This window comes from Pseudomonas baltica (assembly GCF_031880315.1).
Taxonomy (GTDB): Bacteria; Pseudomonadota; Gammaproteobacteria; order Pseudomonadales; family Pseudomonadaceae; genus Aquipseudomonas.
This window is the reverse complement of sequence record NZ_CP134771.1, coordinates 4052465-4075044: the sequence shown is the minus strand read 5'-3', so window position 1 is coordinate 4075044 and position 22580 is coordinate 4052465. Positions and strand designations below refer to the sequence as shown.

Below are 22580 nucleotides of genomic sequence, written 5' to 3'. Positions count from 1 at the left end.
TGCCAATCCATTGTGCATGAACGGTATTTGGCGCAAATAGCCGATTGTTGCCGGACGGCCACGCAACTACACTCGCAGCGCCCCCTCTAACAAGACTTCGCCCTCAAGGACTGAATCAATGTTGCGCAAATTCTCACTGGCGCTTGCCGTGTCCTGTGCCTCCCATGCCACCGCATGGGCGGCCGAACCGTCCCTGGCGAGCAATACCGATCTGGTGAGCGTTTATCAGGAAGCGGTCAGCAACAACGCCGACCTGGCGGCCTCCCGCGCCGACTATGCCGCAACGCGCGAGAACGTCCCCCAGGCCCGTGCCGGCCTGCTGCCGAACCTGTCGCTGGGCAGCGATATCAACAACACTCGCACTGCGCTGGACCAACCTGAACAGGTGCTCAATCGCAGCGGCAACTCTTATCGAGCGACCCTGAATCAGCCGATCTTTCGCGCCGACCGCTGGTTTCAGCTAAAGGCCGCGAAATCCCAGGATGAACAGGCGGCGTTGCAGCTGTCGGCCACCGAACAGAACCTGATCCTGCAAAGCGCCGAGAGTTATTTCGCGGTGCTGCGTGCCGAGGACACCCTGGCCGCGACCAAGGCCGAAGAAGCGGCCTTCAAGCGCCAGCTCGACCAATCCAACGGCCGCTTCGATGTCGGCCTGTCGGACAAGACCGATGTGCTGCAGTCCCAGGCCAGCTACGACACCGCCCGCGCTTCGCGGCTGACCGCACAACGCCAGGTCGACGACGCCTTGCAGGCTTTGGTGACCCTGACCAACCGCGAGTACATCGCCTTGCAGGGCATCGTGCATACCTTGCCGATCCTGACGCCGAGCCCCAACGACGCCAAGGCCTGGGTCGACACCGCATCGCAGCAGAACCTCAACCTGCTGGCGAGCAACTACGCCGTCACCGCCGCCGAAGAAACCCTGCGCCAGCGCAAGGCCGGACACGCGCCCACGGTGGATCTGGTGGCGCAATACGAGAAAGGCGACAACGACAACTTCCAGCTCAGCAACCCGACCGAGACCCCGGGCCTGGTGTATGGCAGCGACGTGTCCCGGCGCTCGATCGGTGTGCAGGTCAACATCCCGCTCTACAGCGGCGGCATGGTCAGCTCCCAGGTCCGCCAGGCCTATCAGCGCTTGGTGCAAAGCGAGCAACAGCGTGAAAGCCTGCGCCGCCAGGTGGTCGAGAACACTCGCAATCTGCACCGCGCAGTGAACACCGACGTGGAAGAGGTGGCGGCCCGCAAGCAGTCGATCATCTCCAACCAGAGCGCCGTCGAAGCCACCGAGATCGGCTATCAGGTCGGCACCCGCAACATCGTCGACGTGCTCGATGCCCAGCGTCAGCTGTATGCCTCGGTGCGCGATTACAACAATTCGCGCTACGACTACATCCTCGACAATCTGCGTCTCAAGCAAGCCGCCGGGACCTTGAGCCCGCAGGACCTGCAAGACCTGGCGCGTTATCTCAAGCCGGATTACAACCCGGACAAGGACTTCCTGCCGCCGGATCTGGCCGCTGCGGCGCAGGCGTTATTGACGCCGGCGAAGAAAAAGAAATAACCGCCTTCACATAGAATCAGAGGGGGCTATTTCCCAAGACCCTGTAAGAGATTTCTGAGAAGGGGTTCAGACACGCCAATCAGCGTCACACCAACCGCGCCAACCCCGCGAGCAACCGTTCCAGCGCCCCCTGATTGGCCTTCATCACCGCCACGCCCGCCGTGCCCATTTTTGCGGCGTCGCGGGGCAGTTCGATGAGGCGTTGTACGGCGGTGGCCAGGCCGTCGGCGTCGTCGACCTCTTGCAAGGCACCGGCACTGCGCAGCATGGCGGCGATTTCGAGGAAGTTGAACAGGTGCGGGCCGCTGAGCACCGGCTTGGCCAGCGCCGCCGGTTCGAGCAGATTGTGACCGCCGTTGGCCACCAGGCTGCCGCCGACGAAGGTGATGTCGGCCAAGGCATAGAGGAACAGCAGCTCGCCCATGGTATCGCCCAGCAGCACCGAGACCTGCGCATCGACGGGCTGCTCAAGGGAGCGCCGGGCCGTGGCGAAGCCCTGCTGCGCGCACAGGCTGAAAACACTATTGAAACGCTCAGGGTGGCGCGGAACCAGTATCAGCAGCGCATCGGAGTGGGTCGCGAGCAACTGTCGATGCGCGTTGAGGATGACCTCATCTTCGCCTTCGTGGGTGCTGGCGGCGATCCAGATCGGGCGGCTGCCGGCCTGCCACTGACTGCGCAATGCGTCGGCACGCGCGACCAGGGCGGGATCGATGGTCAGGTCGAACTTGATCGAGCCGGTCACCTGTACGCATTCAGGCCGCGCGCCCAATTGCCGAAAGCGTTCGGCCTCGGCTTCGGTCTGGATCGCCAGCAGGCTCAGCTCGGCCAGCATCGGCCGGGTCAGGCCGGCAAAGCGCGCGTAGCCCCGAGCGGAACGTTGCGACAGGCGACCGTTAGCCAAGGCAACGGGAATGCCGCGACGGGCGCATTGATGAATATGATTGGGCCACAGTTCGGTCTCCATGATCACCGCCAGCCGAGGCTGCAGGTGATCGAGGAAACGCGCCGATGCCCATGGCAGGTCATAGGGCAGGTAGCAGTGCTGGATGCGCGGCTCGTCAGCGAACAGCGCGAGGATGCGCTCGCTGCCAGTAGGCGTCATGCAGGTCACGGTGATGGCCTGCTGCGGATAGCGCTTGAGCAGCTCGCGGATCATCGGCGCGGCGGCGATGCTCTCGCCCACCGAGACCGCGTGGACCCAGATGCCACCCCGCTGCATCGGTGGCAGACCGAAACCGAAACGTTCGCGGATGCGCCGTGCATAGGCCGGCGCTTTGCGCGCGCGCAGCCACAGGCGTATCGCCAGGATCGGCAGGCCGAGGTGAAACAGCAAGGTGTAGAGAGTTCTGTTCATGGCGGCGGAGTTTACCTTGGCGTCAGGTGCTTGGCACCTATGGCGAATCTGAGGGCCCTTTCGGCGCTGAAGAGGCCCGCAATTGCCCTCACCCGATCGCCTGCAACTCCAGCGCAAAGCGCTCCGCCAACCACTGCCCCGCCGGCCCCAGCGGCGCATCACGCCGCCAGGCCAACTCCACCACCAAGGGCGGCGGCGTCCAATCGCTGACCAGCTCGACCATCGACCCCTGGTACGCCGGGTATTGCACCACATGACGCGGCAGCCAGGCCCAGCCCAGGCCGCAACGCAGCAATTCGGCGATCATGTAGAAACTGTCGGCGCGCCAGATGTGCGGGCTGATCGCCTCGCCGCCGGGGAATCCGCTGCTCTGCACTGCGATCAGCAACTGCCGGTGGCGCGCCAACTGCTGGCGGCTGACCCGTGGCTCCCCCGCCAGCGGATGCCCGCTGGGGCACACGGTGACCATCTCGACCCGGCCTAGCGCGCGCCTCTCCAACTCGGCAGGAATCTGCTCGTGGCGAAACAGCAAGCCCAGGTCGGCATGACGATCCACCAGGCGCCTGGCAACGTCGCCCTGGGCGGCATTGGCAATCTGCACCTGCACCGCCGGGAAGGCCCCGGCAAAGGCTTGCAGCCCGTCGATCACCGGCTGATAGGGCATCGCCTCATCCTGCGCCAGGCGCAATTGCGCCTCCTGCCCGCGCATCAACGCCAGCGCCCGGCCATCAAGGCGCTCGCATTGGCGCAGTACCTCGCGGGCCTCGTCGAGCAGCGCCCTGCCCGCCTCGGTGAGTTGCGGCTGCCGACCACTGCTGCGCTCGAACAGCACCACCCCAAGGTCCGCTTCCAGCAAGGCGATGGCGCTGCTGACCGCCGACTGGGCACGGTGCAGATCCCGTGACACCGCTGAAAACGAACGCTGTTCAGCGACTTTGACGAACAAGCGGATCTGTTCGAGATTCCATTGAGTTTGGGCCATGACGACCTATCTCCTGTGCAGATAGGTAATGACTGTACCGCACCTGGCGAAATCGCGAAAATACTGCCATTGCCTGCAGCGAAGGGCTGGCATCCAATCTGGGAGATTTACCATGACTGCCTACTACTATCTTGCGATCGCCATCTGCGCCGAAGTGATCGCTACCGTCTCGATGAAAGCCGTCAAGGGTTTCAGCACACCGCTGCCGCTGATCCTGGTCATCCTCGGCTATGCCACGGCGTTCTGGATGCTCACGCTGGTGGTGCGCAGCATTCCGGTGGGCGTCGCCTACGCGGTGTGGGCGGGCATGGGCATCGTCATGGTCAGCATCGCGGCGTTGTTCATCTATGGGCAGAAGCTCGATGTGCCGGCGATGCTGGGGATGGGGCTGATCGTCTGCGGGGTGGTGGTCATTCAGTTGTTTTCGAATACGGCGGGGCATTGATCGCTGCCTGTGCCCGCGAAGAGATCACCGAATCACTCGTGCCTGTATACTGCCGCCCTGTCTCTGCCATCGAGGTCCCCAGCATGCCATCCGCTCTCAACACTGACGTCCTGATCGTCGGCGCCGGCGTCGCCGGGCTGTGGCTCAATGCGCGCTTGCGCCGCCTGGGCTACTCGACCGTGCTGGTGGAGCGTGCAGGTCTGGGTGGCGGGCAGAGTCTCAAGTCCCAGGGGATCATCCATGGCGGCGCCAAATATGCGCTGCATGGCGCGCTCACCGGGGCCTCGGAAGCCATCGCCGAAATGCCGCAGCGCTGGCGCGACGCCTTTGCCGGCGCTGGGGACGTGGATCTGCGCGGCGCCCGACTGTTGTCCGAGGCGCACTACCTGTGGTCGCCGGGGACCCTGGCCGGCAACCTCACCAGCTTCTTCGCCAGCAAGGCGGTGCGCGGCCGTGTCGACCAGGTCAAAGGCGATCAGTTGCCGCCGGCGCTGCAGGACAAAGCGTTCAAGGGCAAGGTCTATCGCCTGGCCGAGCTGGTGGTGGATGTGCCTAGCGTGATCACCCGTCTGGCCGAACTCGGCGGTGACAGCCTCATGGCCGGCGAGCACATCGTCCCGCTGCATGAAGGAGATCAGCTCTGCGGCCTGGTGGTCGACGGCCGGGAAATTCGCGCGCAGCGTATCGTGCTCAGCGCCGGCGAAGGCACCGCCGATCTGCTCCAGGCGCTGGATATCCAGCAGCCGAAGATGCAGACCCGCCCGCTGCACATGATCCTTGCCAAAGGTGCCAGCCTCAAGCCGCTGTACGCCCACTGCCTGGGGGGTGGGCCGAAACCGCGTATCACCGTGACCAGCCATCCGGCAGCCGATGGCCAGTGGGTCTGGTACCTGGGCGGCGATATCGCCGAAGCCGACGGCGTGGCCCGTGAGCCCGCCGCGCAGATCGCCGCCGCGCGCAAGGAACTCGGTCAGTTGCTGCCATGGATCGACCTCAGCCAGGTGCAGTGGGCCACCCTGCGGGTCAACCGCGCCGAGCCCGCTCAATCCGGATTGGTGCGCCCGGACAACGCCTTCCTCGCCGAGCAAGGGCGCCTGCTGGTGGGCTGGCCGACCAAACTGGCACTGGCGCCGGACTTTGCCGAACGGGTGATCAGCGCGCTGCAACGCGATGCCATCGTCCCCGCTGCCTCTGCTACCTTGCCCGAGCTGCCGCGTCCGGCGCTCGGGCAGACCCCTTGGGAGCAACTGCTGCCATGACTATCGCCACCCTGCACGACCTGCACCGCCCGCTGGGCAGCACCGGCCTGATGGTTTCGCCGTTGGGCCTGGGCACTGTCAAGCTGGGCCGCGACCAAGGGGTCAAATACCCCAACGGCTTCACCATCCCCGACGATTATCAAGCCCGCGCCCTGCTCAACCAGGCACGCGGCCTGGGCATCAACCTGATCGACACCGCGCCCGCCTATGGCATCAGTGAAGAACGCCTGGGCCCGCTGCTGCGCGGGCAACGCAATGACTGGGTGATCGTCAGCAAGGTCGGTGAAGAATTCGCAGGCGGCCAATCGCACTTCGACTTCAGCGCCGAGCACACCCGCCTTTCGGTTGAGCGCAGCCTGAAACGTCTCGAAACAGATCATCTGGAAATGGTTCTGGTGCACTCCGATGGCAACGACCTGTTCATACTCGAACAGACCGGCGTCTATGACACCCTCGAGCAACTCAAGCGCGAAGGCAAGCTGCTGGCGTTCGGCTTTTCCGGCAAAACCGTGGCCGGCGGCCTCAAGGCCCTGGAACGCGGCGATTGCGCCATGGTCACTTATAACCTGAGCGAGCAATCGGAGGCGCCAGTCATCGACCAAGCGCAGCAACATGGCAAGGGCATTCTGGTGAAAAAGGCCCTGGCCAGCGGCCACGTCTGCCTGACCCCAGGCGTCGACCCGGTGCGCGCCAGCTTCGAATTGTTGTTTGACCGCCCCGGCATCGCCAGTGCTATTGTCGGGACGATCAACCCGCTGCACCTTGCCCACAACGTCAATACGGCGGCGTCCGTGCTACGCCGCCCTTAGCGCCGCCGTCGCGGCCGACCCCGACGCCAGAAGGAGCCGACATGCCGCGATTGCTTAAAAAGAAGAACCCCAGCAACTTCAAGACACTGCCCCTGTTCGTCGAAGCCACTGCCGACTCCCTGAGCTACGAAGGGGTCGGCATGCCGCTGAATTTCGCCCAGACGCTCGAGCGCCGCAAGCCGGTCGCCATCGACGATCCGCAACGTTTTTCCATCGAACTGGCCAACCTCGGCGTGTCGGTGCGCCTGACCCTCAACTGGCAGAACCGCGACTACTGGGTGCTGGTGCGCCAGCGCCGCGTGGACCGTGGCGACGTGGTGCTCAAGCTGATCTCCGGCTACGTGCCCGCCCACGAACTCAACCTGCCGCTGCACACCGCCGTGCAGGAAGTGGCCGAAGAGTGCCTGCTGGAAACCCCCGACGGCTGGCTCAACGGCCGCTTCAAGGACACCTGGCTACCGGCACCCTATGAGCCCACTCTGCGCTACCGAGAATCCGCACCCTTCACCCTCAGCCCGCGCATGGGTGCAGCCAAGCCGGTGCGCTGTGGCAGCCTCAACCTGATCGAGCGCCCGCGGGCCTACGTGCACCTCCCCACCGCATCCCTGCAGCTGGTCTACGATCTGCGCCTGGAGATCCCCCGCGAAGCCAAGGTGCTGAGCCTGTTCCATGTCGACGAGAAACTCGACAAGGGCCAGCTCGAGACGCACCTCGACCGCCGTCGCCCCGACCTCTATCTGCTGCCCCTGCTGGACGGCAAGCCGGTGCCCAAGCTCTATACCCTCAAGCGCGACAAGCTGATCCCGGCCAGCACCCGCGGGGTGTTCCTGGCTGAAAGCTTCGCCGCCCAGGAAGGCTGGGTGGTGCGCGATGAGCGCATTCGCTGGAAGGATTGGGTCGAGCAGCAAGGCCTGGTGCTGCCCAAGAACCAGCGGACCGGCCTGGTGCGCCTGCGGGTCAAGGCGCGCAAGCTGGTGCGCATGGTGCGGGGGCATTTGCCGGGGTGAGGCGGATGTCACCCCCGACGCTTGTCGGCCCAGGTGCGCAGGCGCGCAAACAGATGGAAATAGCGGTTTTCGCGCTTGCCCATGCCGTGCTTGCCAGAGAAATCCTCCTCGGCGTAGGCTCCGTTGATCCGCACCCGTGACGCCGTGGTCGGCAACAGGCACACCTTGGCCCCGGCGCCCTGCAGCACGAATTTCAGCAAACGCTCGGAATGCAGCTTGCGGCCCGTGGCAGCACAGAATTCGAAAATCTGCTCGACGCGGCGACCATAGGCCCAATAAACGTCTCGCCCGCAGATGGCAAAACGGTCATTGAGCCCACCCCACCACTGCCAGTCGGGAATATAGGCATTCAAATGCCGCGCCTCGGCATGCTTGAATACGTAGCTGGGCAGCGGGCTGTGGTATTCGATGTCGGGTCGCACGAAGACCACGAAGTCAGGCTCGAATGCCTCCACCATCGCCGTAACGGCATGCAACGAGTTGAGTTGGAGAATGAGGTTGCGCACCGAAGCATGCTCGTCGGCCCAGGTATCTCCCAGCGCCTTGATGCGCTCGAAATCCCAGCGTTCCAGCACACCGTCATTGCTTTCGAGCACGCCGGTCATGGCCGCGAACGGCTCGTAGTTGTCGGCCATCAATGCACCCTGCTCGCCGGACCGCAGGTTTTGCACGCTGTCGACCTGGTACATATGATAGAAGCACTGCACCTGTGCGCCGGAGGGGATCTGTGCCAGCACCTGCTGGTGGATGGAAGGGAAACAGATTGCGGAATTCCTGGGAATTCCGAAAAACGCGACGGCCACTTTCAACACTGCATTGCACCTTGAACCCGAAATAAAGAAAGTCGCCGTCTCAGCGACGCTTCAACATGCGTTGCCACCAACGGCGCTTGTGCAGGGCGATCGTCTCGACGTTCGCCGCCGCCAGCCAGGCGCGCTCATAATCCCAGGCATGACCGCTCCACAACTTGCCGGCCTCATTCGAGTAGCCCAGGGTGAGCAACTTGTAGTTGAGCCCTTGCTCGCGCCGCAGCCAATCGAACAGCACCAGTGCATTGAAACCTGTGGTCGGGCCGACGAAGCGCTTGCCATCGGCGCGGGCCAGTGGGTAATTCCACAAAACCGGCAGCGGCATGCGCTCGCGCAACAGGGTGACGTCAGGCAGCGCTGACATGGCATCGGCGACGCCCACCAGTACAGTGAAGCAGCGCCCTTGGGGGTTCTGCCACAGGGCTTGGACTTCAGGCGAATAGGGCAGGCCGAAAAAGTAGTGGTCGGGCGCATTGAAGCCGTGCACGAAGACGTTGGTCCAACGATTGCTCAGCAACGGCCATTTGATGCAAAGATTGAAGCTCACCACCACATCGCGCGGCCCGAGCTCGAGGGCCTCGAAGTCTACCGCTTCGATAGCCGGGTTATTGGCCACCAGCACCACCCGCTCGGCATCGCGCAAGCAACCCAACAAGCGTTCGGCCACGGCGCCAAGAATGTCCTGGCCGCCGCCGGGCAGCGCGTCGAGGTCCATCTCCTCACCCGTCACTGCCCCGGCACCTGCAGCCCGTAGCGCCACCGGACCCACTGCCGCGTCAACCAACCCGGCGCCTGCCAGGCGCGCATCGGGGCCTGAATGGCCGTGGCCAGGTCGCGGCCGACCCGGGCGAAACTGTAGTGCTCGCGGGCAAAGGCCTCGCCATTGGCGGCGATGCGCTCGGCCAGCAACGGATCGCTTTGCAGCAACGCGAGTTTTTCCAGCGCCTCGGCCTCGGAGCGGTAGAACACCACGTTGTGCATGTCCTCGAAGCCCAGCAAGTGATCTTCCTCACCCTGGCTCCAGGCCAGCAGCACGCAGCCACAGGCCATGGCTTCGAAATTCTTGATCATGAACTCGCCCATGCCGATGTCGGCACTGACGAATACCTTGATCCGGTTGAGCGTCTGCAAATACTCGTCGCCCGACTGGGTACGCGTGACCAGCATCCCGCTCTTGCTCGCCAGCGACTCGAGGAGCGCCTTGCGCTGCGCGTATTCCTTGCTTTTCAGGCTACCGAGGAAGCCCACCGGGATATCCCGCTCGCGCCCCAGGTCGTGCAGCATCTGTTCGTCATAACCCTTGGACACGAACACCGCATCGATGCCTTCGGCCTGCATCCGCTGCACCACGACGGCACCGGACAGCAACGCACGACACGCGGGCAACTGGCTGTAGAGGCGCGAGTACGTGTGCAGATATTTACTGTCGGGCATGTAGTTCTGGTAGGCGTCGTGCTCGAGGAACACCAGCCCAGGTACGCATTGCAGCACCCGCCGTTGCCGAGCCAGGCGTTTGACGCGGGAAAAGATCACCACCCGATCGTAGTCCTGATGATGCACAGAGGCCAGAAACGCCCCCAGGTTCATCTGCTGCGCTTTGCTCAGGCGCTGGATCACACACTCGTCACAATGCTGGCGAACGATGTCATACAGGCGGTCGAGCAGCACGCGCTGCTCGTCCATGACCAACAACATGACCCTCATACCTGCGCGTCCCTCATTCCTGCGCTCACCGACTGCGAATTTTATCGACGATGGCGGTCGTGGAGCTGTTTTCCACCAGCCCGAGTACCTTCACGGTGCCGCCGTAGGCCGAGACGATGGAGGCGCCGACGACCTGCTCGACCGAATAGTCGCCGCCCTTGACCAGTACATCCGGACGCACATGAGTCAGGAGGTTCTCGGGGGTGTCTTCACTGAAGCTGATGACCCAATCCACCGCGCCGAGCCCGGCCAGTACCGCCATGCGCCGGTCGACGCTGTTGATCGGCCGGCCGGGGCCCTTGAGGCGCGAGACCGAGGCATCGTCGTTGACGGCCACGATCAGCCGATCGCCCTGGGCGCGCGCCTGCTCCAGATAGGTCACGTGGCCGGCGTGCAGAATATCGAAACAGCCGTTGGTGAAGACAATGCGTTCGTTGTGCGCACGGGCGTCGTCGATGGCCAGCAACAACTGATCGAGGCTCAGCACGCCCCGCTCCGAACCTTCTTCACGCTGAATGGCACGGCGCAGTTCCGGGGCGCTGATGGCAGCGGTACCAAGCTTGCCGACCACGATGCCCGCGGCCAGGTTGGCCAGTGCCACGGCTTGCGGCAGCTCTTCACCTGCGGCGATGGAGGCGGCCAGGGTGGAAATCACCGTGTCGCCGGCACCGGTCACGTCGAACACTTCACGGGCGCGCGCCGGCAAGTGCAGCGCTGGATGATCGGGGCGCAGCAAGGTCATGCCGTGCTCGCCACGGGTGACCAGCAAGGCCCCGAGATCGAGGTCCTGCATCAACTGGGCGCCTTTGGCCACCAGCTCGGCTTCATCGCGGCAGCCGCCGACGATGGCTTCGAATTCGCTGAGGTTGGGGGTGATCAGGCTGGCACCGCGATAAATGGTGAAGTCCTTGCCCTTGGGGTCGGCCAGTACCGGAATATCAAGTGCACGCGCGGCCTGGATCAGGCTTTGATGATTCTTCAACGCGCCTTTGCCGTAGTCCGACAGCACCAGCACCTTGACGCCTGCAAGCAACGTGTCGACGTCGGCGCCCAGCGCCAAGGCGTCGGTAGCGAAGGGTTCTTCGAAATCGATGCGCAGCAATTGCTGGTGCCGGCTCATGACCCGCAGCTTGACGATGGTCGGCTGCTGGGGGATGCGCTGGAACACGGCATGGACACCGGCCGCCTTGAGGCTATTGGTCAAACTCTCGGCAGCCTCGTCGTCGCCGGTCACGCCGACCAGAGAGGCAGGGGCACCGAGCGCGGCGATATTGAGGGCGACGTTGGCCGCGCCGCCCGGACGATCCTCGATCTGCTCGACCTTGACCACCGGCACCGGTGCCTCAGGGGAGATGCGCGAGGTCCCGCCATGCCAGTAACGATCGAGCATCACATCGCCGACTACCAACACAGGGGCCTGGCCAAATCGCGGCATGGACAATTTCATGGGCAACCCACATACAAAATGAACAGGGCGGCGATATTAACACAGCCTCGCCGGCGCTTTTATGGGCAGTCATGCCCGTTGACACACTGCCCCGGCGCGGCGCGATCAGTCGTTCAAGTCACGCACCCAGAACAGCTCGTGACGGCGTACCGCCTTGCGGAAAAATTCGTCCTCGCCGGTGGCCGGCCAGCGGCGCCCTGCCAGCCAATACTGGATGCAACGGCGCATGCGCTTTTTCAGCGCGGGCCGGCCTTGCAGGTCGTGCTGCATACCCAGCGCCATGGCCTTGTTCAGCTGCGTGGCCGTGGACAGCATCGGGCTCCACAGGCGGTCGGCAGGCAACGCCTCGATGGCCGGCGGCAGGGCCACGCCCGCGCCCGCACGGCCCATGGGCCAGCGGTCGTTATCGTGCAGGTGGTTGGCGTAGAACAGCGCCTGCCGGGGCTTCCAGCTGCTGATGGCGATGGCCGCGAACAGCGCCTGGGTGCTGGCAATATGGTCGGCGTGTGGGTCGAGCTGCGGATGCGGTGTGACCACCACCTCGGGGCGATAGTGCTCAAGCAGCGCCTTGAGGTCCGCCACCAGGTTGTGCCAGGTCGGTTGACCGTCGACGTCAGCGGGCAGCGTCAGTGGATTGTGCTGGCGCACGGTGCGGATATCGGACTGCTGCGACTCCCGCGAGCCGAACGCCTGCGCAGGTTGGGCAGCCATCGGCTTGAGCTGCAGGCAGTAGTAACCCAGCTGCACGCAACGGCTGGCGTCGACCCCACCCCACAGCGGCACCGCGAGGCTGTCCCAGCTGCGCAGTCGGCCCTTGAGCTCGGCGGCCTGGCTGAGGCTCAGCCCCAGGCGCTGATACTCCTCGGCCTCGATCTCGCCCTGGGTCAGGGTGACGATACTGGCCTGCGCGCACCGGCTGTAGAGCCCGAATGCGGCCAGCTCGGCATCGTCGGCATGGGGCGCGACGATCATCACCCGGCGCTGGGCGAAATCCTCGTTCGCTTGCACGAACAACCGCGCCTCGGGCGCTACCCGGCACAGATACCCTCGTACCTTCAGATTGCCGGCGGCCAGCGCATCGGCCTGGCCGGACAGATTCAGGTAGCGCCGCCCGCGCACACCGCGCTCGAACTCCTGGCGGTCGTCGCCCATCAGCACGGCGGGGTCGACCCAGCGCCCAAACCAGGTCGCACGCAGCCGTACTTCCAGCACCAGGGTGTCACCCGCTGCGGCAGGTCGGTCCAGGGTCAACAGCCCCTGAGCGTCGATGCGCGCGTCCTGTATCGAAGTGCCAAAGGCGAACTCGTACTGGTAATCGTCGTTGGGGCGATAAAACAGATGGTCGGCGAACCAGGCTTCATGGGCAACCCAGCCCAGCGCCAGGAGCACCGGCACCCACCACCAGGCCACCAGCACGCCAATCAGGATGAGCACCAGCAGCGCCACCAGCAGGGCGATGCGCTTGTTGCGTCGATGGGCCTTGAGCAGCCGTTGCTTGCGTTCGCTCATGCATTACACCTGGTAGGCCGGCACGGTGTGGCACCAGCGCCCCTTGTATTCGCGGTCGGCGCGTCCGAAGGAGTAGCGCAACGGCTTGCCCAGTGCCCGTGCATGCTCCCAGGCCTGCTGGGTATTGACGAAGCTGAGCACGCTGCCGGGGCTGAAATCACGACTTTGCGGATCGACGCCACCATTGATGTACTCCAGCGACACCCACTTGGGCGCCTCGACGCGGTAAAGAATCTGGATCGCCACCGGTGCGTCGTCGAGCCACACCACGGCGCCGGTCATGAACTCGCGCAACAACTCGAACACCTCGGCGAGCCGGGCCTTGCCCGGTGCCTCGAAGCCCCAGCGACGCTGGAACAGATCGGCATAGATAGCCGCCTGTTCGACGGCCGACAACTGCGTCATCGGGCTCAGCCGACCACCCGCCTCTTCCAGCAGACGCTGTTCGCGGCGCTGGTTGTAACGAAACTTCTTGGAATAATCTTCAGGGGCACGGGCCAAGGCCAGGCCCTGAGGCAACGGCTTGAGCGAGCGCACCTTGCCGACATTGAGTTCGGACACATAGCGCATGCGCTGGCGCACCTCTACCTGAGCATCATCGGCCACCGGCAGGATGACCTCGGCGTTGCCCAGATCGAACAACCCGCGCTTGCCGGCGCGCTTGAGCACGTCCTTGGACAGCGCCAGGTGCTGGCCCCAGCAAGGCACCGCAGCGAGCAACTCGCCGTCGCGCTCCCAACCCAAGTAGCGCACCGGGATAGCAGCCAGCCCGGCAAGCCGCTCGACCACTTGCGGGTGGGTGGCGACGCTGCCGCCGAAGCGCTCCCAGGCCTGCGCATAGGCATTGCTGTCGATCACGGTCCAGCCACGCTCACGCCAGGCGCGCAACGCCCTCAGCATACTTCGACCGAATGAGGCACGGCGTCGTCATCCTTGAACTGGCGGGCATGCAGACGCGCGTAGTAACCGTTCATTTCCAGCAACTGCGCGTGGGTGCCGCGCTCGACGATACGGCCTTGATCCATGACCAGGATCAGGTCGGCTTTCTCGATCGTGCTCAAACGGTGGGCGATCACCAAGGTGGTGCGGTTGTTCATGACGCTGTCGAGGGCATCCTGAATGTGCCGTTCGGACTCGGTATCGAGCGCCGACGTGGCCTCGTCCAGGATCAGCACCGGCGCGTTCTTGAGCAATGCCCGGGCGATCGCCAGACGCTGACGTTGGCCGCCGGACAGCAGCACGCCGTTCTCGCCCACCAGGGTGTGGTAGCCGTTGGGCATTTTGACGATGAACTCGTCCGCATAGGCTTGCTGCGCCGCCGCCTGGATATCTTCCAGTGGCGCGCCGGCCAGGTCGCCGTAAGCAATGTTGTTGGCCACGGTGTCGTTGAACAGAGTCACCTGCTGGTTGACCAAGGCAATGTGCTGGCGCAGGTTGCGCAGGGTGAAGTCCTGGATCGGCGTATCGTCGAGCAGGATCTGGCCATGGGCATGCTGATAGAAGCGCGGCACCAAGGCAGCCAAGGTCGACTTGCCGCTGCCGGAACGCCCGACCAGCGCCACCATCTGCCCGGCTTCGACGACAAAACTGATGTCATCGAGCACGGGTTGCTCGGTCCCCGGATAGGTGAAGCTCAGGTGCTGCACTTCGAGGCGGCCGCTGACTTTGGCGATGTTGACCGTGCCTTGGTCCACTTCGTTATCTTCGTCCAGCTGCTCGAAAATGCTCTCGGCACCCGCCACGCCTTTCTGGATGGTCGAGCTGACTTCCGACAACTGGCGGATCGGCTTGGGCAGCAGGCCCGCCATGGTGATATACGCCACCAGTTCACCGGCCGACGAATCGCCGCGCAGATACAAGACCAGAAACATCACGATGGCCATGCCGGTGTAGGTCACCAGTTGCAGCATCGGCGTATATACGGAGCCGGTACGGTTCATCTTCAGTTGGCGATCGGTATTGCTCTGGCTGGCGACGCGAAAGCGGTTCTCTTCGTACTCTTCACCGCCAAAGCTGCGCACCACGCGAAAGCCTTGCACGGTCTCGGAGGCGACGTGGGTGACATCCCCCATGGCCGACTGAATACGCTTGCTCTGCTTGCGGAATTTCTTGCTGCTACTGCTGACCATGAGCGCGATCAACGGCAGGATCGCCAGCATCACCAGGGTCAGCTTCCAGTTCATCCATACCAACGAAATGAACAGGAACACGACGGTGAGGCCTTCGCGAAACACCACCTTGATGGCATCGGTGGCAGCACCTGTCACCATGGTGACGTTGAAGGTGATACGCGAAATGATATGACCCGAATTGTGGTTATCGTAGTAACGACTGGGCAGGGCGAGGAGCTTGTTGAACAGCGCCACGCGCAGGTCGTGGATCAGCCCCAGGGAAACCTTGGCCAGCAAATAGTTGCCGATGAACGATCCGATGCCCTGCCAAACGGCGATGATCACGATCATCAGCGGCACGGCTTGCAGCAATTGCAGGTGGCCCAGATAGGGGTTGTTTGGAAACAGGCTGGCCTCGGGATTTGAAAGCCCGTCGACGAAGTACTTGAGGATATAGGCCAGGATCGGTTGCGCGGAAGCGAAGATCAGGAACCCCACGATACTCATCACGAACATGCCCGCATAAGGGCGCACGTAGCCGAGGAGGCGCAGGTAGATCTTCAGCGTGGACTGGGCGCGAGGGTCAGGACTGCTCATGAGTATCCGTTGGCGAAAAAAAACGAATCCTATCACAACCCTGCAAACACTGAATGCAGGGCGCCGGCCTAGATCAGGAGGGTATCAGTGCGTGGGCAGGCTACTGGAACTGCGGTGCTGCGACCGGCCTCTTCGCGGGCAAGCCTTGCTCCCACAACTGTATGCCTGTGGGAGCAAGGCTTGCCCGCGAAGGGGCCAGAACAGCTAATACACAATCAATGCCCGACCACCGTGACCGTCTTGCCCTTGCGCTGAGTGAATTGCGCCAGCACCCGCAATTGATGCTCTGCCATCCAGGCCTGCAGCCAAGGCTCGCCTGGGTCAGCCTCGAAGATGAAATATCCATACTGCTGCGCGTTGCCAGGGGCCGTGGCGATTTCACGAGGGATGGTTGGCTGTGGATAACCCCGCCCAGCGTAGTAGGAAATGCGGCCATCTTCGTAGAAAACAGGGGCCTTCGCGTCGATATTAGCAGCAACCCACTGCCCAGCGGCAACGAAATTGGTTTTCTTCGTGCCCAGCGAAACCACATTGGCCAGCATCATCAACAGCCCCAGCACCAGCACGACTCTGGCCAACCGCGGCCAGGCCTGGGCAAATTGACTGAGCGCGATCGCCAGCAGCGGCAGCACCATCACATCAAGGAAGCTCAGGTATCGCCCGATCATGAACTGCGCATTGATGAAAAACAGCATCATCACGACGAAATAGGCTGCCGCCACCCAGGCAAATGGTCGGAACGCCTGCCAGTAGAGCTGCCAGCTGCGCCATGCTCGCGGCCAAAGAAACGGCAATGCGAAGGGGCCCATCAGATTGACGAACTTGATCAGCAACGAGCCTAGCAATCCGATGAAGATGATGCGCCCGGCCTCATCGACCGAATATTTGTTGACCAGCGAACTGCCAAACTGATCCGCCAGCTTGTTGAAGCTGGCAAACACCGACCGCGGCTCGATCAAGGCCAGCATGTAGGCGACGCGGCTGGAGTGCCAATCGATACGCGGTATCACCAGCAGCAGCGCGGGGATCAGCAACACCAGCGGCAGCCAGAAAAACTCCAGAAAGGTGCGTCTGCGCCCTTTGATGAACAGATTCGGCAACTGCCATGCACCCAAGGCGACCAGCACGGTCAGGGCCTCGAGCCGGAACAGCGCCGCCGCCGCCACGGCTGCGTAGATCGCCGCGGCGCGCAGCCAGCCACCACGGGTTTCCCAGCGCAGCGCCAGCCAAAGGGCCAGGGTGCAGAAAAACCAGAAGCCCTCTTCGCGAATGATATCCCAGCGAAACTGGTTGATCGCCGGCATGGCCAGCACCACCAGACAGCCCCACCAGGTTGCTTCAGGAACTCGTTGGCGAATGCAGTCGACCAGCAGGGTGCAGGTGCCCGCCATGAACAGCGCGCAGTAAAGATGAGCGCAGGTCTCGAGCGGCAGATGGGTCAGCGCGTGGGTGCCGGCGATCAGCATGGCGAACCACGGCCAATCGAACATCGTCAGCGCGACCCGCGGCCCCTGGATGTTCACCTGATTGGCGATGTCCATGTAGAACGCGGCGTCGCGAGCAAGGATATCGGTACCTGCGATAGCGATCAGCGACAGCAGCAAGCTGGCAATGAACGTCAACCAGAGGGGCGAAAGGCTTTTCAACACTGTGACGAACGAGTTGTGACTCGCCACCGAAACCACTGACCGCATGCAGACTAATCCTTGAAGAACAAGCGAATGGCTTTACGAACGTACACCCAGCGCAATGCCTGCTTCGCACTCAGGTACAAGGCGCGGCGATAGAAGCGCCGTGCGGTCGAACGATCATCGTCCCGTACAGCGGCGCGGAACAGCGACAGATAGCGCTGCGCCTCATAACGGGTACGCAACGATTGGCATTCAGGCGGCAGCCCGGTAAATACTTCCTGCACCATCGCCAAGGCCAACGCCTCTTCGTCCCGGCGATCGTTGCGCAGGCTGTCGGGGTGCTTGTGGATACGCGCTATCACCTGGTCGGTGACCATGATCCGCTCGGCCGTGACCAGCAGATAGGCAAAAACCGGGATATCTTCGCCCGTACGCAGTTGTTCCGGATAAGGCCGCTGCAACAGCAGATCGCGGCAAATCAGGATGCTGCTGGGGGCGAAGGAGATGCGCTTTTCGAGCAGATAGCGGCAGGTAATGGCCCTGGGCGCCATAGCCGGCACTGGCACCGGCAGGCGCGTACGCTCGCGCCCGTCTGGGTAAACCGATATGTGTGCGCCGACAATCACCTGCGCGTGGGGCGTGGCTTGCACCATGGCGCGCAGCACGGCGATCGCACCATTGATCAGCTCGTCATCGGAATCCACCGGCAGGACGAACCGCCCCTGCGCCAGGCTGACGCCATGGTTGCGCGCCGCAGCCGGCCCGGCGTTGTCTTGATAGACATAACGCACCGAGGCGAAACGCGACACATAACCCTGTGCGATCTGCGCGGTGTTGTCTGTGGAACCATCGTCGACAATGATCAGTTCAAGGTCATCAGCCCATTGGCCGAGGATAGAGTCCAGGGCGCGATGTAGATAACGCGCGTAGTTGTAGGTCGGTACAACCACGCTGATCAATGTAGGCGATGTTGTCATGCAGTTACTGTGTCCTTGATGACCAGAATATCTTCCATGATCAAGTACTGCAGGTCAGACCCGAAGAACATGTTCAGCGCATCGGTAGGCGAGCAGATCATCGGCTCGCCACGACGGTTCAACGAGGTATTCAGCGATACGCCGTTGCCGGTCAGCACCTCCAGGGCCTTCATCATGTCGTAATAGCGCGGGTTGTATTCACGCTTGAGCACCTGAGCACGAGACGTGCCGTCTTCGTGCACGACTTCCGGCACGCGGGCCTTCCACTCTTCGGATACCTCGAAGGTGAAGGTCATGAACGGCGCCGGGTGATCGATCTTGATCATCTGTGGCGCGACGGTGTCGAGCATCGACGGGCAGAAAGGCCTCCAGCGCTCGCGGAACTTGATCTGGTGATTGATGCGGTCAGCCACGCCTGCAATGCTCGGACAGCCGATGATGGAACGACCGCCCAGGGCCCGCGGGCCGAATTCCATGCGCCCCTGGAACCAGGCGACCGGATTGCCCTCGACCATGATCTTGGCAATACGCTCGGGGGTGTCGGTGATTTGCGTCCAGTTCGGCTTGCTCGGATGCCGCGCACAGGCCGCGATCACATCTTCGTTGCTGTAGGACGGGCCGAGGTACACGTGCTCCATCTTCTCCACCGGCACACCCCGTGCGTGGGAGACATAGGCCGCAGCGCCCACCGCAGTACCGGCGTCGCCCGAAGCAGGTTGCACGAACAGCTCCTTGACGTCGTCGCGGGCGATGATTTTCTGGTTGAGCTTGACGTTCAACGCGCAACCACCTGCGAAAGCCAGCTTGCCGGTCTCCTTGAGGATGTCGCCCAGGTAGTGGTCGATCATCTGCAGGGCCAGCTTCTCGAACAGCGCTTGCATGCTCGCGGCGTAATGGATGTAGGGCTCGTCGGCGATATCGCCTTCACGCTTGGGGCCCAGCCATTCGATAAGCTTGGGCGAGAAGTAGAAGCCCTTGCCCTTCTCTTTATAGCGGCGCAGGCCGATGACGTTGGCGTAGTCGGTGTTGATCACCAGTTCGCCATTCTCGAAACTGGCCAGACGCGAGAAATCGTACTTGCTGGCATCACCGTATGGCGCCATGCCCATGACTTTGAATTCGCCGTCGAGCATCTCGAAACCGAGGAACTCGGTGATCGCGCCATAGAGGCCGCCGAGGGAGTCCGGGTCGAAGAATTCCTTGATCTTGTGGATCTTGCCGTTTTCGCCATAGCCGAAGAACGTGGTGGCGTACTCGCCCTTGCCGTCGATGCCGAGGATCGCGGTCTTTTCCTGGAAACCCGAGCAGTGGTAGGCACTGGAGGCGTGAGCCAGGTGATGCTCGACGGGTTCGATCTTGATTTTCTTCGGATCGAAGCCCAGCTGTTCAAGGCACCAGACGATCTTGTTGCGATAGCGCTTGTAGCGACGGTTGCCCATGAGGATAGCGTCAAGGGCACGATCCGGGGCATACCAGTAGCGCTTGGCGTAATGCCAGCGGGCTTCGCCGAACAGGCTGATCGGCGCGAAAGGAATGGCCACGACATCGACGTCGGACGGTTTGATGCCGGCCTGCTCCAGGCAGAACTTGGCGGACTCGTAAGGCATGCGGTTCTTTGCATGCTTGTCACGCACGAAGCGCTCTTCTTCGGCGGCCGCGATCAACTTGCCGTCGATGTACAGCGCAGCGGATGGATCATGGCTTAGGGCGCCGGACAGGCCAAGAATCGTCAATGCCAAGGGTCGAGCCTCTATTAATCTGAAATGATGCACCGCAGCCAATCTGGGCTGCTGGCGGCTAAAGGGGCCGATTATACCCCAAACAACACCACCTGTAGCCGCTCGAAAACCCTTGTACCTGGTCGCGCTCGACACCCTAGCACAGCGTCATATCGGATTCGCCAGCGGGCTGACGGTTCACTGTGCGCAGAGAAATTTTTACCCAGCAACCGGGGCGGCGCATTGACGCAAAAAAGCAGGGGAGAGGCAATCGGATTAGTCCGGGAAAATGCTTCGGGAGGTTTCTGCGGGGCTCACAGCATCGGGTATTGCGCATCGCCGAAACCGCTCAAAGCTTCGCAGTCGGCAGATTCCGAATAGCGCGTAGGAAATGTCCGAAATCGTAGTGAGTGCCCCCCCCCCCCTCAAACCCAAGCATCATTATCCGCGCCGATGCTTGCAACACCCGCTAAAATACCCACCACGCTCGACTCCCACTCCGGTACTGCGCCCCATGAAAACCCTGCTGCCTGCCCTTCAGGCCTCTCGCCTCCTGCGCTGCCTGATCCTCGGCGGCATGGCCTGCCCGACGCTGAGCCACGCCGATACGCCAGAGATCGTCCTTGATTCCACCGTAGTAACCGGGTCGCGCAGCGCCAGCAGCAGTTTCGACCTGCCGTATTCGGTCGACAGTGTCAGCCGCGAGCAGATCAACGACGGGCAGTTGCGCATCAACGCCTCGGAAGTGCTCAGCCGGGTGCCGGGGCTGGTGGTGCAAAATCGTCAGAATTACGCGCAGGATCTGCAGATCTCGTCGCGCGGCTTCGGTGCGCGCTCGGCTTTTGGGGTGCGTGGCCTGAAGCTGATCGCCGATGGCATCCCCGCCAGCACCCCGGATGGCCAAGGTCAGGCGGCGACTTTCAACCTCGATACGGCTGACCGCATCGAAGTGCTGCGGGGCCCGGCAGCGACGCAGTACGGCAGCAATGCCGGCGGGGTGATCCAGATGTTTTCCAGGGATGGCGAAGGCGCGCCGCGAATTGGTGCCGAAACGCTGGTGGGCAGCGATGGCCTGAGCAAGAACCACCTGACCGCCGAGGGCGCAGCGGATGGCGTCGGCTTCGTGCTGGACGCTTCGCGCATGGACACCGATGGCTACCGCGACCACAGTGCCGCACGCCGCGACCAGACCTTCGCCAAGGTCAACTTCAAGCCCGACGACGACAGCAAGATGGCGCTGATCTACAGCAGCTTGGAGCAGAACGGCACCCAGGACCCGCTAGGGCAGACCTGGGCCGCGTACAAGGCCGATCCGCGCTCGGTGACGGCTGGCGCGCTGACCTACAACACGCGCAAGAGCATCGACCACCAGCAGCTGGGCATGAACTACGAGCGTTATTTCGGCGATGCGACGCTGCAGGTCAACGCCTACACCGGCACCCGCAGCGTGCTGCAATATCTGTCGATCCCGCAAAAAACGCCGGCCAACATCCGCGGCGGCGGCGTGGTCGATTTCGACCGCAAGTTCTACGGCGGCAGCGTGCACTGGCTGCAACCCATCAGCCAGGCGCCCGGCGACCTGACCATCATCGCCGGCCTGGATTACGACCGCAGCCAGGACGACCGCACCGGCTACCAGAACTACACCGCCACCGAGCTGGGTGTCAAAGGCGCCCTGGCCCGCGACGAAGTCGACACCGCCACCAGCCTGGATCCCTTCGTGCAAACCAACTGGGCCTTGGGCGACTGGACCTTCCAGGCCGGCGTGCGCCACAGCACCATGAAGATGGACGTCAGCGATCATTATTTGAGCAACGGCGACGCCAGCGGCAGCAAGGACTACCAGCAGAACAGCCCCTCGGTCAGCGCCATGTACGCGTTCACCGAGAACCTGCACGGGTATATCAGCGCCGGCAAAGGCTTCGAGACCCCAACGCAAGCGGAGATGGCCTACGCGCCGGGCGCCTCCGAAGGCTTCAACTTCGGCCTCAAGCCTTCCACCAGCAAGCAATATGAAATCGGCCTGAAGGCCAAGGTATTGAACGATACCCGTATCAATCTGGCGGTCTTCCAGATCACCACCGACGACGAGCTGGTGGTGGCTGGTTCGAACAACGGCCGCACCAGCTACCAGAACGCCGGTCGCACCCTGCGCCGCGGCCTGGAACTGGGCATCGACAGCCAGCTCGGCGAGCAGTGGAGCACGCAGATTGCCTACACGCATTTGGTGGCGCAATACGACAGCGACTTCACCAGTGGCGCCACCCTCATCGACAAGGGCAACAACCTGCCTGGCGTACCGAAAGATACCCTGTTCGGCGAACTCGACTGGAAGCCCCGCGACTGGATCAGCACTGCGCTAGAGGGGATGTACCGCAGCAAGGTCTATGTCGAGGACACCAACGATCAAAAGCCTGCACCAGCCTATGCGGTGTTCAACTGGCGCGCGCGCTTCGAGCAGAAGGTCGAGCACTGGACTTTTCACCAGACGCTGCGGCTGGATAATTTGCTGGATCGGCAATATGTGGGTTCGGTGATCGTGGGTGACAGCAATAACCGTTATTACGAAGCCGCCCCCGGCCGCTCGTGGTATGCGGGGGCTGGGGTGCAGTATCAGTTTGAATAATCGGTCCAGATTTGCGAGGTGCTAAAGA

18 protein-coding genes are annotated in these 22580 nt (G+C 62.9%); 6 read left to right on the top strand and 12 right to left on the bottom strand.

Features of this window, described 5'->3' with window-relative positions:
• Nucleotides 1–118 precede the first annotated feature (118 nt).
• Complete coding sequence (locus REH34_RS18225) at nt 119–1564, top strand: TolC family outer membrane protein (RefSeq protein ID WP_311968690.1); 1446 nt, start codon at nt 119–121, stop codon at nt 1562–1564.
• 85 nt (nt 1565–1649) lie between these two features.
• Here REH34_RS18225 and waaA read toward each other — a convergent pair whose 3' ends face one another.
• The gene (gene waaA / locus REH34_RS18220) at nt 1650–2921 is read right to left on the bottom strand and encodes a lipid IV(A) 3-deoxy-D-manno-octulosonic acid transferase (RefSeq protein WP_311968689.1); all 1272 of its coding nucleotides are present in this window, start codon (nt 2919–2921) and stop codon (nt 1650–1652) included.
• Nucleotides 2922–3009: 88 nt separating this feature from the next.
• Nucleotides 3010–3903 (bottom strand): LysR family transcriptional regulator, encoded by an 894-nt coding sequence (locus tag REH34_RS18215; RefSeq protein WP_311968688.1) that lies wholly within the window; start codon nt 3901–3903, stop codon nt 3010–3012.
• Nucleotides 3904–4015: 112 nt separating this feature from the next.
• On the opposite strand from REH34_RS18215, the gene REH34_RS18210 reads away from it, so the two are divergent.
• The 4 genes from REH34_RS18210 (at nt 4016) to REH34_RS18195 (ending at nt 7423) form a co-directional block, all read left to right on the top strand.
• Nucleotides 4016–4348, top strand: a complete 333-nt coding sequence (locus tag REH34_RS18210) for a multidrug efflux SMR transporter (protein WP_226504259.1) — start codon at nt 4016–4018, stop codon at nt 4346–4348.
• 83 nt (nt 4349–4431) lie between these two features.
• Entirely contained in the window at nt 4432–5607 is a 1176-nt protein-coding gene (locus REH34_RS18205; RefSeq protein ID WP_311968687.1) for an FAD-dependent oxidoreductase, read from the top strand.
• Nucleotides 5604–6416: an aldo/keto reductase gene (locus REH34_RS18200; RefSeq protein ID WP_311968686.1), complete on the top strand. Its 813-nt coding sequence runs from the start codon at nt 5604–5606 to the stop codon at nt 6414–6416. The genes REH34_RS18205 and REH34_RS18200 overlap by 4 nt, the downstream gene beginning before the upstream one ends.
• A 41-nt stretch (nt 6417–6457) precedes the next feature.
• Nucleotides 6458–7423 (top strand): metal ABC transporter ATPase, encoded by a 966-nt coding sequence (locus REH34_RS18195; RefSeq protein ID WP_226504256.1) that lies wholly within the window; start codon nt 6458–6460, stop codon nt 7421–7423.
• A gap of 8 nt (nt 7424–7431) precedes the next feature.
• Here the strand turns inward: REH34_RS18195 and REH34_RS18190 are convergent, their stop codons facing one another.
• From REH34_RS18190 to REH34_RS18145, 10 genes are all read right to left on the bottom strand, one after another.
• Entirely contained in the window at nt 7432–8235 is an 804-nt protein-coding gene (locus REH34_RS18190) for a hypothetical protein (RefSeq protein WP_311968685.1), read from the bottom strand.
• Nucleotides 8236–8275: 40 nt separating this feature from the next.
• Nucleotides 8276–8947, bottom strand: coding sequence for a hypothetical protein (locus REH34_RS18185; RefSeq protein WP_311968684.1), 672 nt, complete (start codon nt 8945–8947; stop codon nt 8276–8278).
• Nucleotides 8948–8958: 11 nt separating this feature from the next.
• Entirely contained in the window at nt 8959–9936 is a 978-nt protein-coding gene (locus REH34_RS18180) for a glycosyltransferase (protein ID WP_311968683.1), read from the bottom strand.
• A 25-nt stretch (nt 9937–9961) separates the two neighbouring features.
• Nucleotides 9962–11383 (bottom strand): bifunctional D-glycero-beta-D-manno-heptose-7-phosphate kinase/D-glycero-beta-D-manno-heptose 1-phosphate adenylyltransferase HldE, encoded by a 1422-nt coding sequence (hldE, locus tag REH34_RS18175; protein ID WP_311968682.1) that lies wholly within the window; start codon nt 11381–11383, stop codon nt 9962–9964.
• Between the two features lie 105 nt (nt 11384–11488).
• Nucleotides 11489–12892 carry a PIG-L family deacetylase gene (locus tag REH34_RS18170; protein WP_311968681.1) on the bottom strand — a complete coding sequence of 468 codons (1404 nt, stop codon included), beginning with the start codon at nt 12890–12892 and terminating at the stop codon, nt 11489–11491.
• Nucleotides 12893–12895: 3 nt separating this feature from the next.
• Complete coding sequence (locus tag REH34_RS18165; RefSeq protein ID WP_226504251.1) at nt 12896–13792, bottom strand: GNAT family N-acetyltransferase; 897 nt, start codon at nt 13790–13792, stop codon at nt 12896–12898.
• Complete coding sequence (msbA, locus tag REH34_RS18160; RefSeq protein ID WP_311968680.1) at nt 13786–15600, bottom strand: lipid A export permease/ATP-binding protein MsbA; 1815 nt, start codon at nt 15598–15600, stop codon at nt 13786–13788. Before msbA ends, REH34_RS18165 begins: the two co-directional genes overlap by 7 nt.
• A gap of 215 nt (nt 15601–15815) precedes the next feature.
• Nucleotides 15816–17294 (bottom strand): hypothetical protein, encoded by a 1479-nt coding sequence (locus tag REH34_RS18155; protein ID WP_311968679.1) that lies wholly within the window; start codon nt 17292–17294, stop codon nt 15816–15818.
• A 5-nt stretch (nt 17295–17299) separates the two neighbouring features.
• Nucleotides 17300–18208, bottom strand: a complete 909-nt coding sequence (locus tag REH34_RS18150) for a glycosyltransferase family A protein (RefSeq protein ID WP_311968678.1) — start codon at nt 18206–18208, stop codon at nt 17300–17302.
• Nucleotides 18205–19947, bottom strand: coding sequence for a carbamoyltransferase (locus tag REH34_RS18145; RefSeq protein ID WP_226504247.1), 1743 nt, complete (start codon nt 19945–19947; stop codon nt 18205–18207). The genes REH34_RS18150 and REH34_RS18145 overlap by 4 nt, the downstream gene beginning before the upstream one ends.
• Before the next feature lie 556 nt (nt 19948–20503).
• Here REH34_RS18145 and REH34_RS18140 point away from each other — a divergent pair.
• Nucleotides 20504–22552: a TonB-dependent receptor gene (locus tag REH34_RS18140; protein ID WP_311972115.1), complete on the top strand. Its 2049-nt coding sequence runs from the start codon at nt 20504–20506 to the stop codon at nt 22550–22552.
• The last annotated feature ends 28 nt before the right edge of the window (nt 22553–22580 follow it).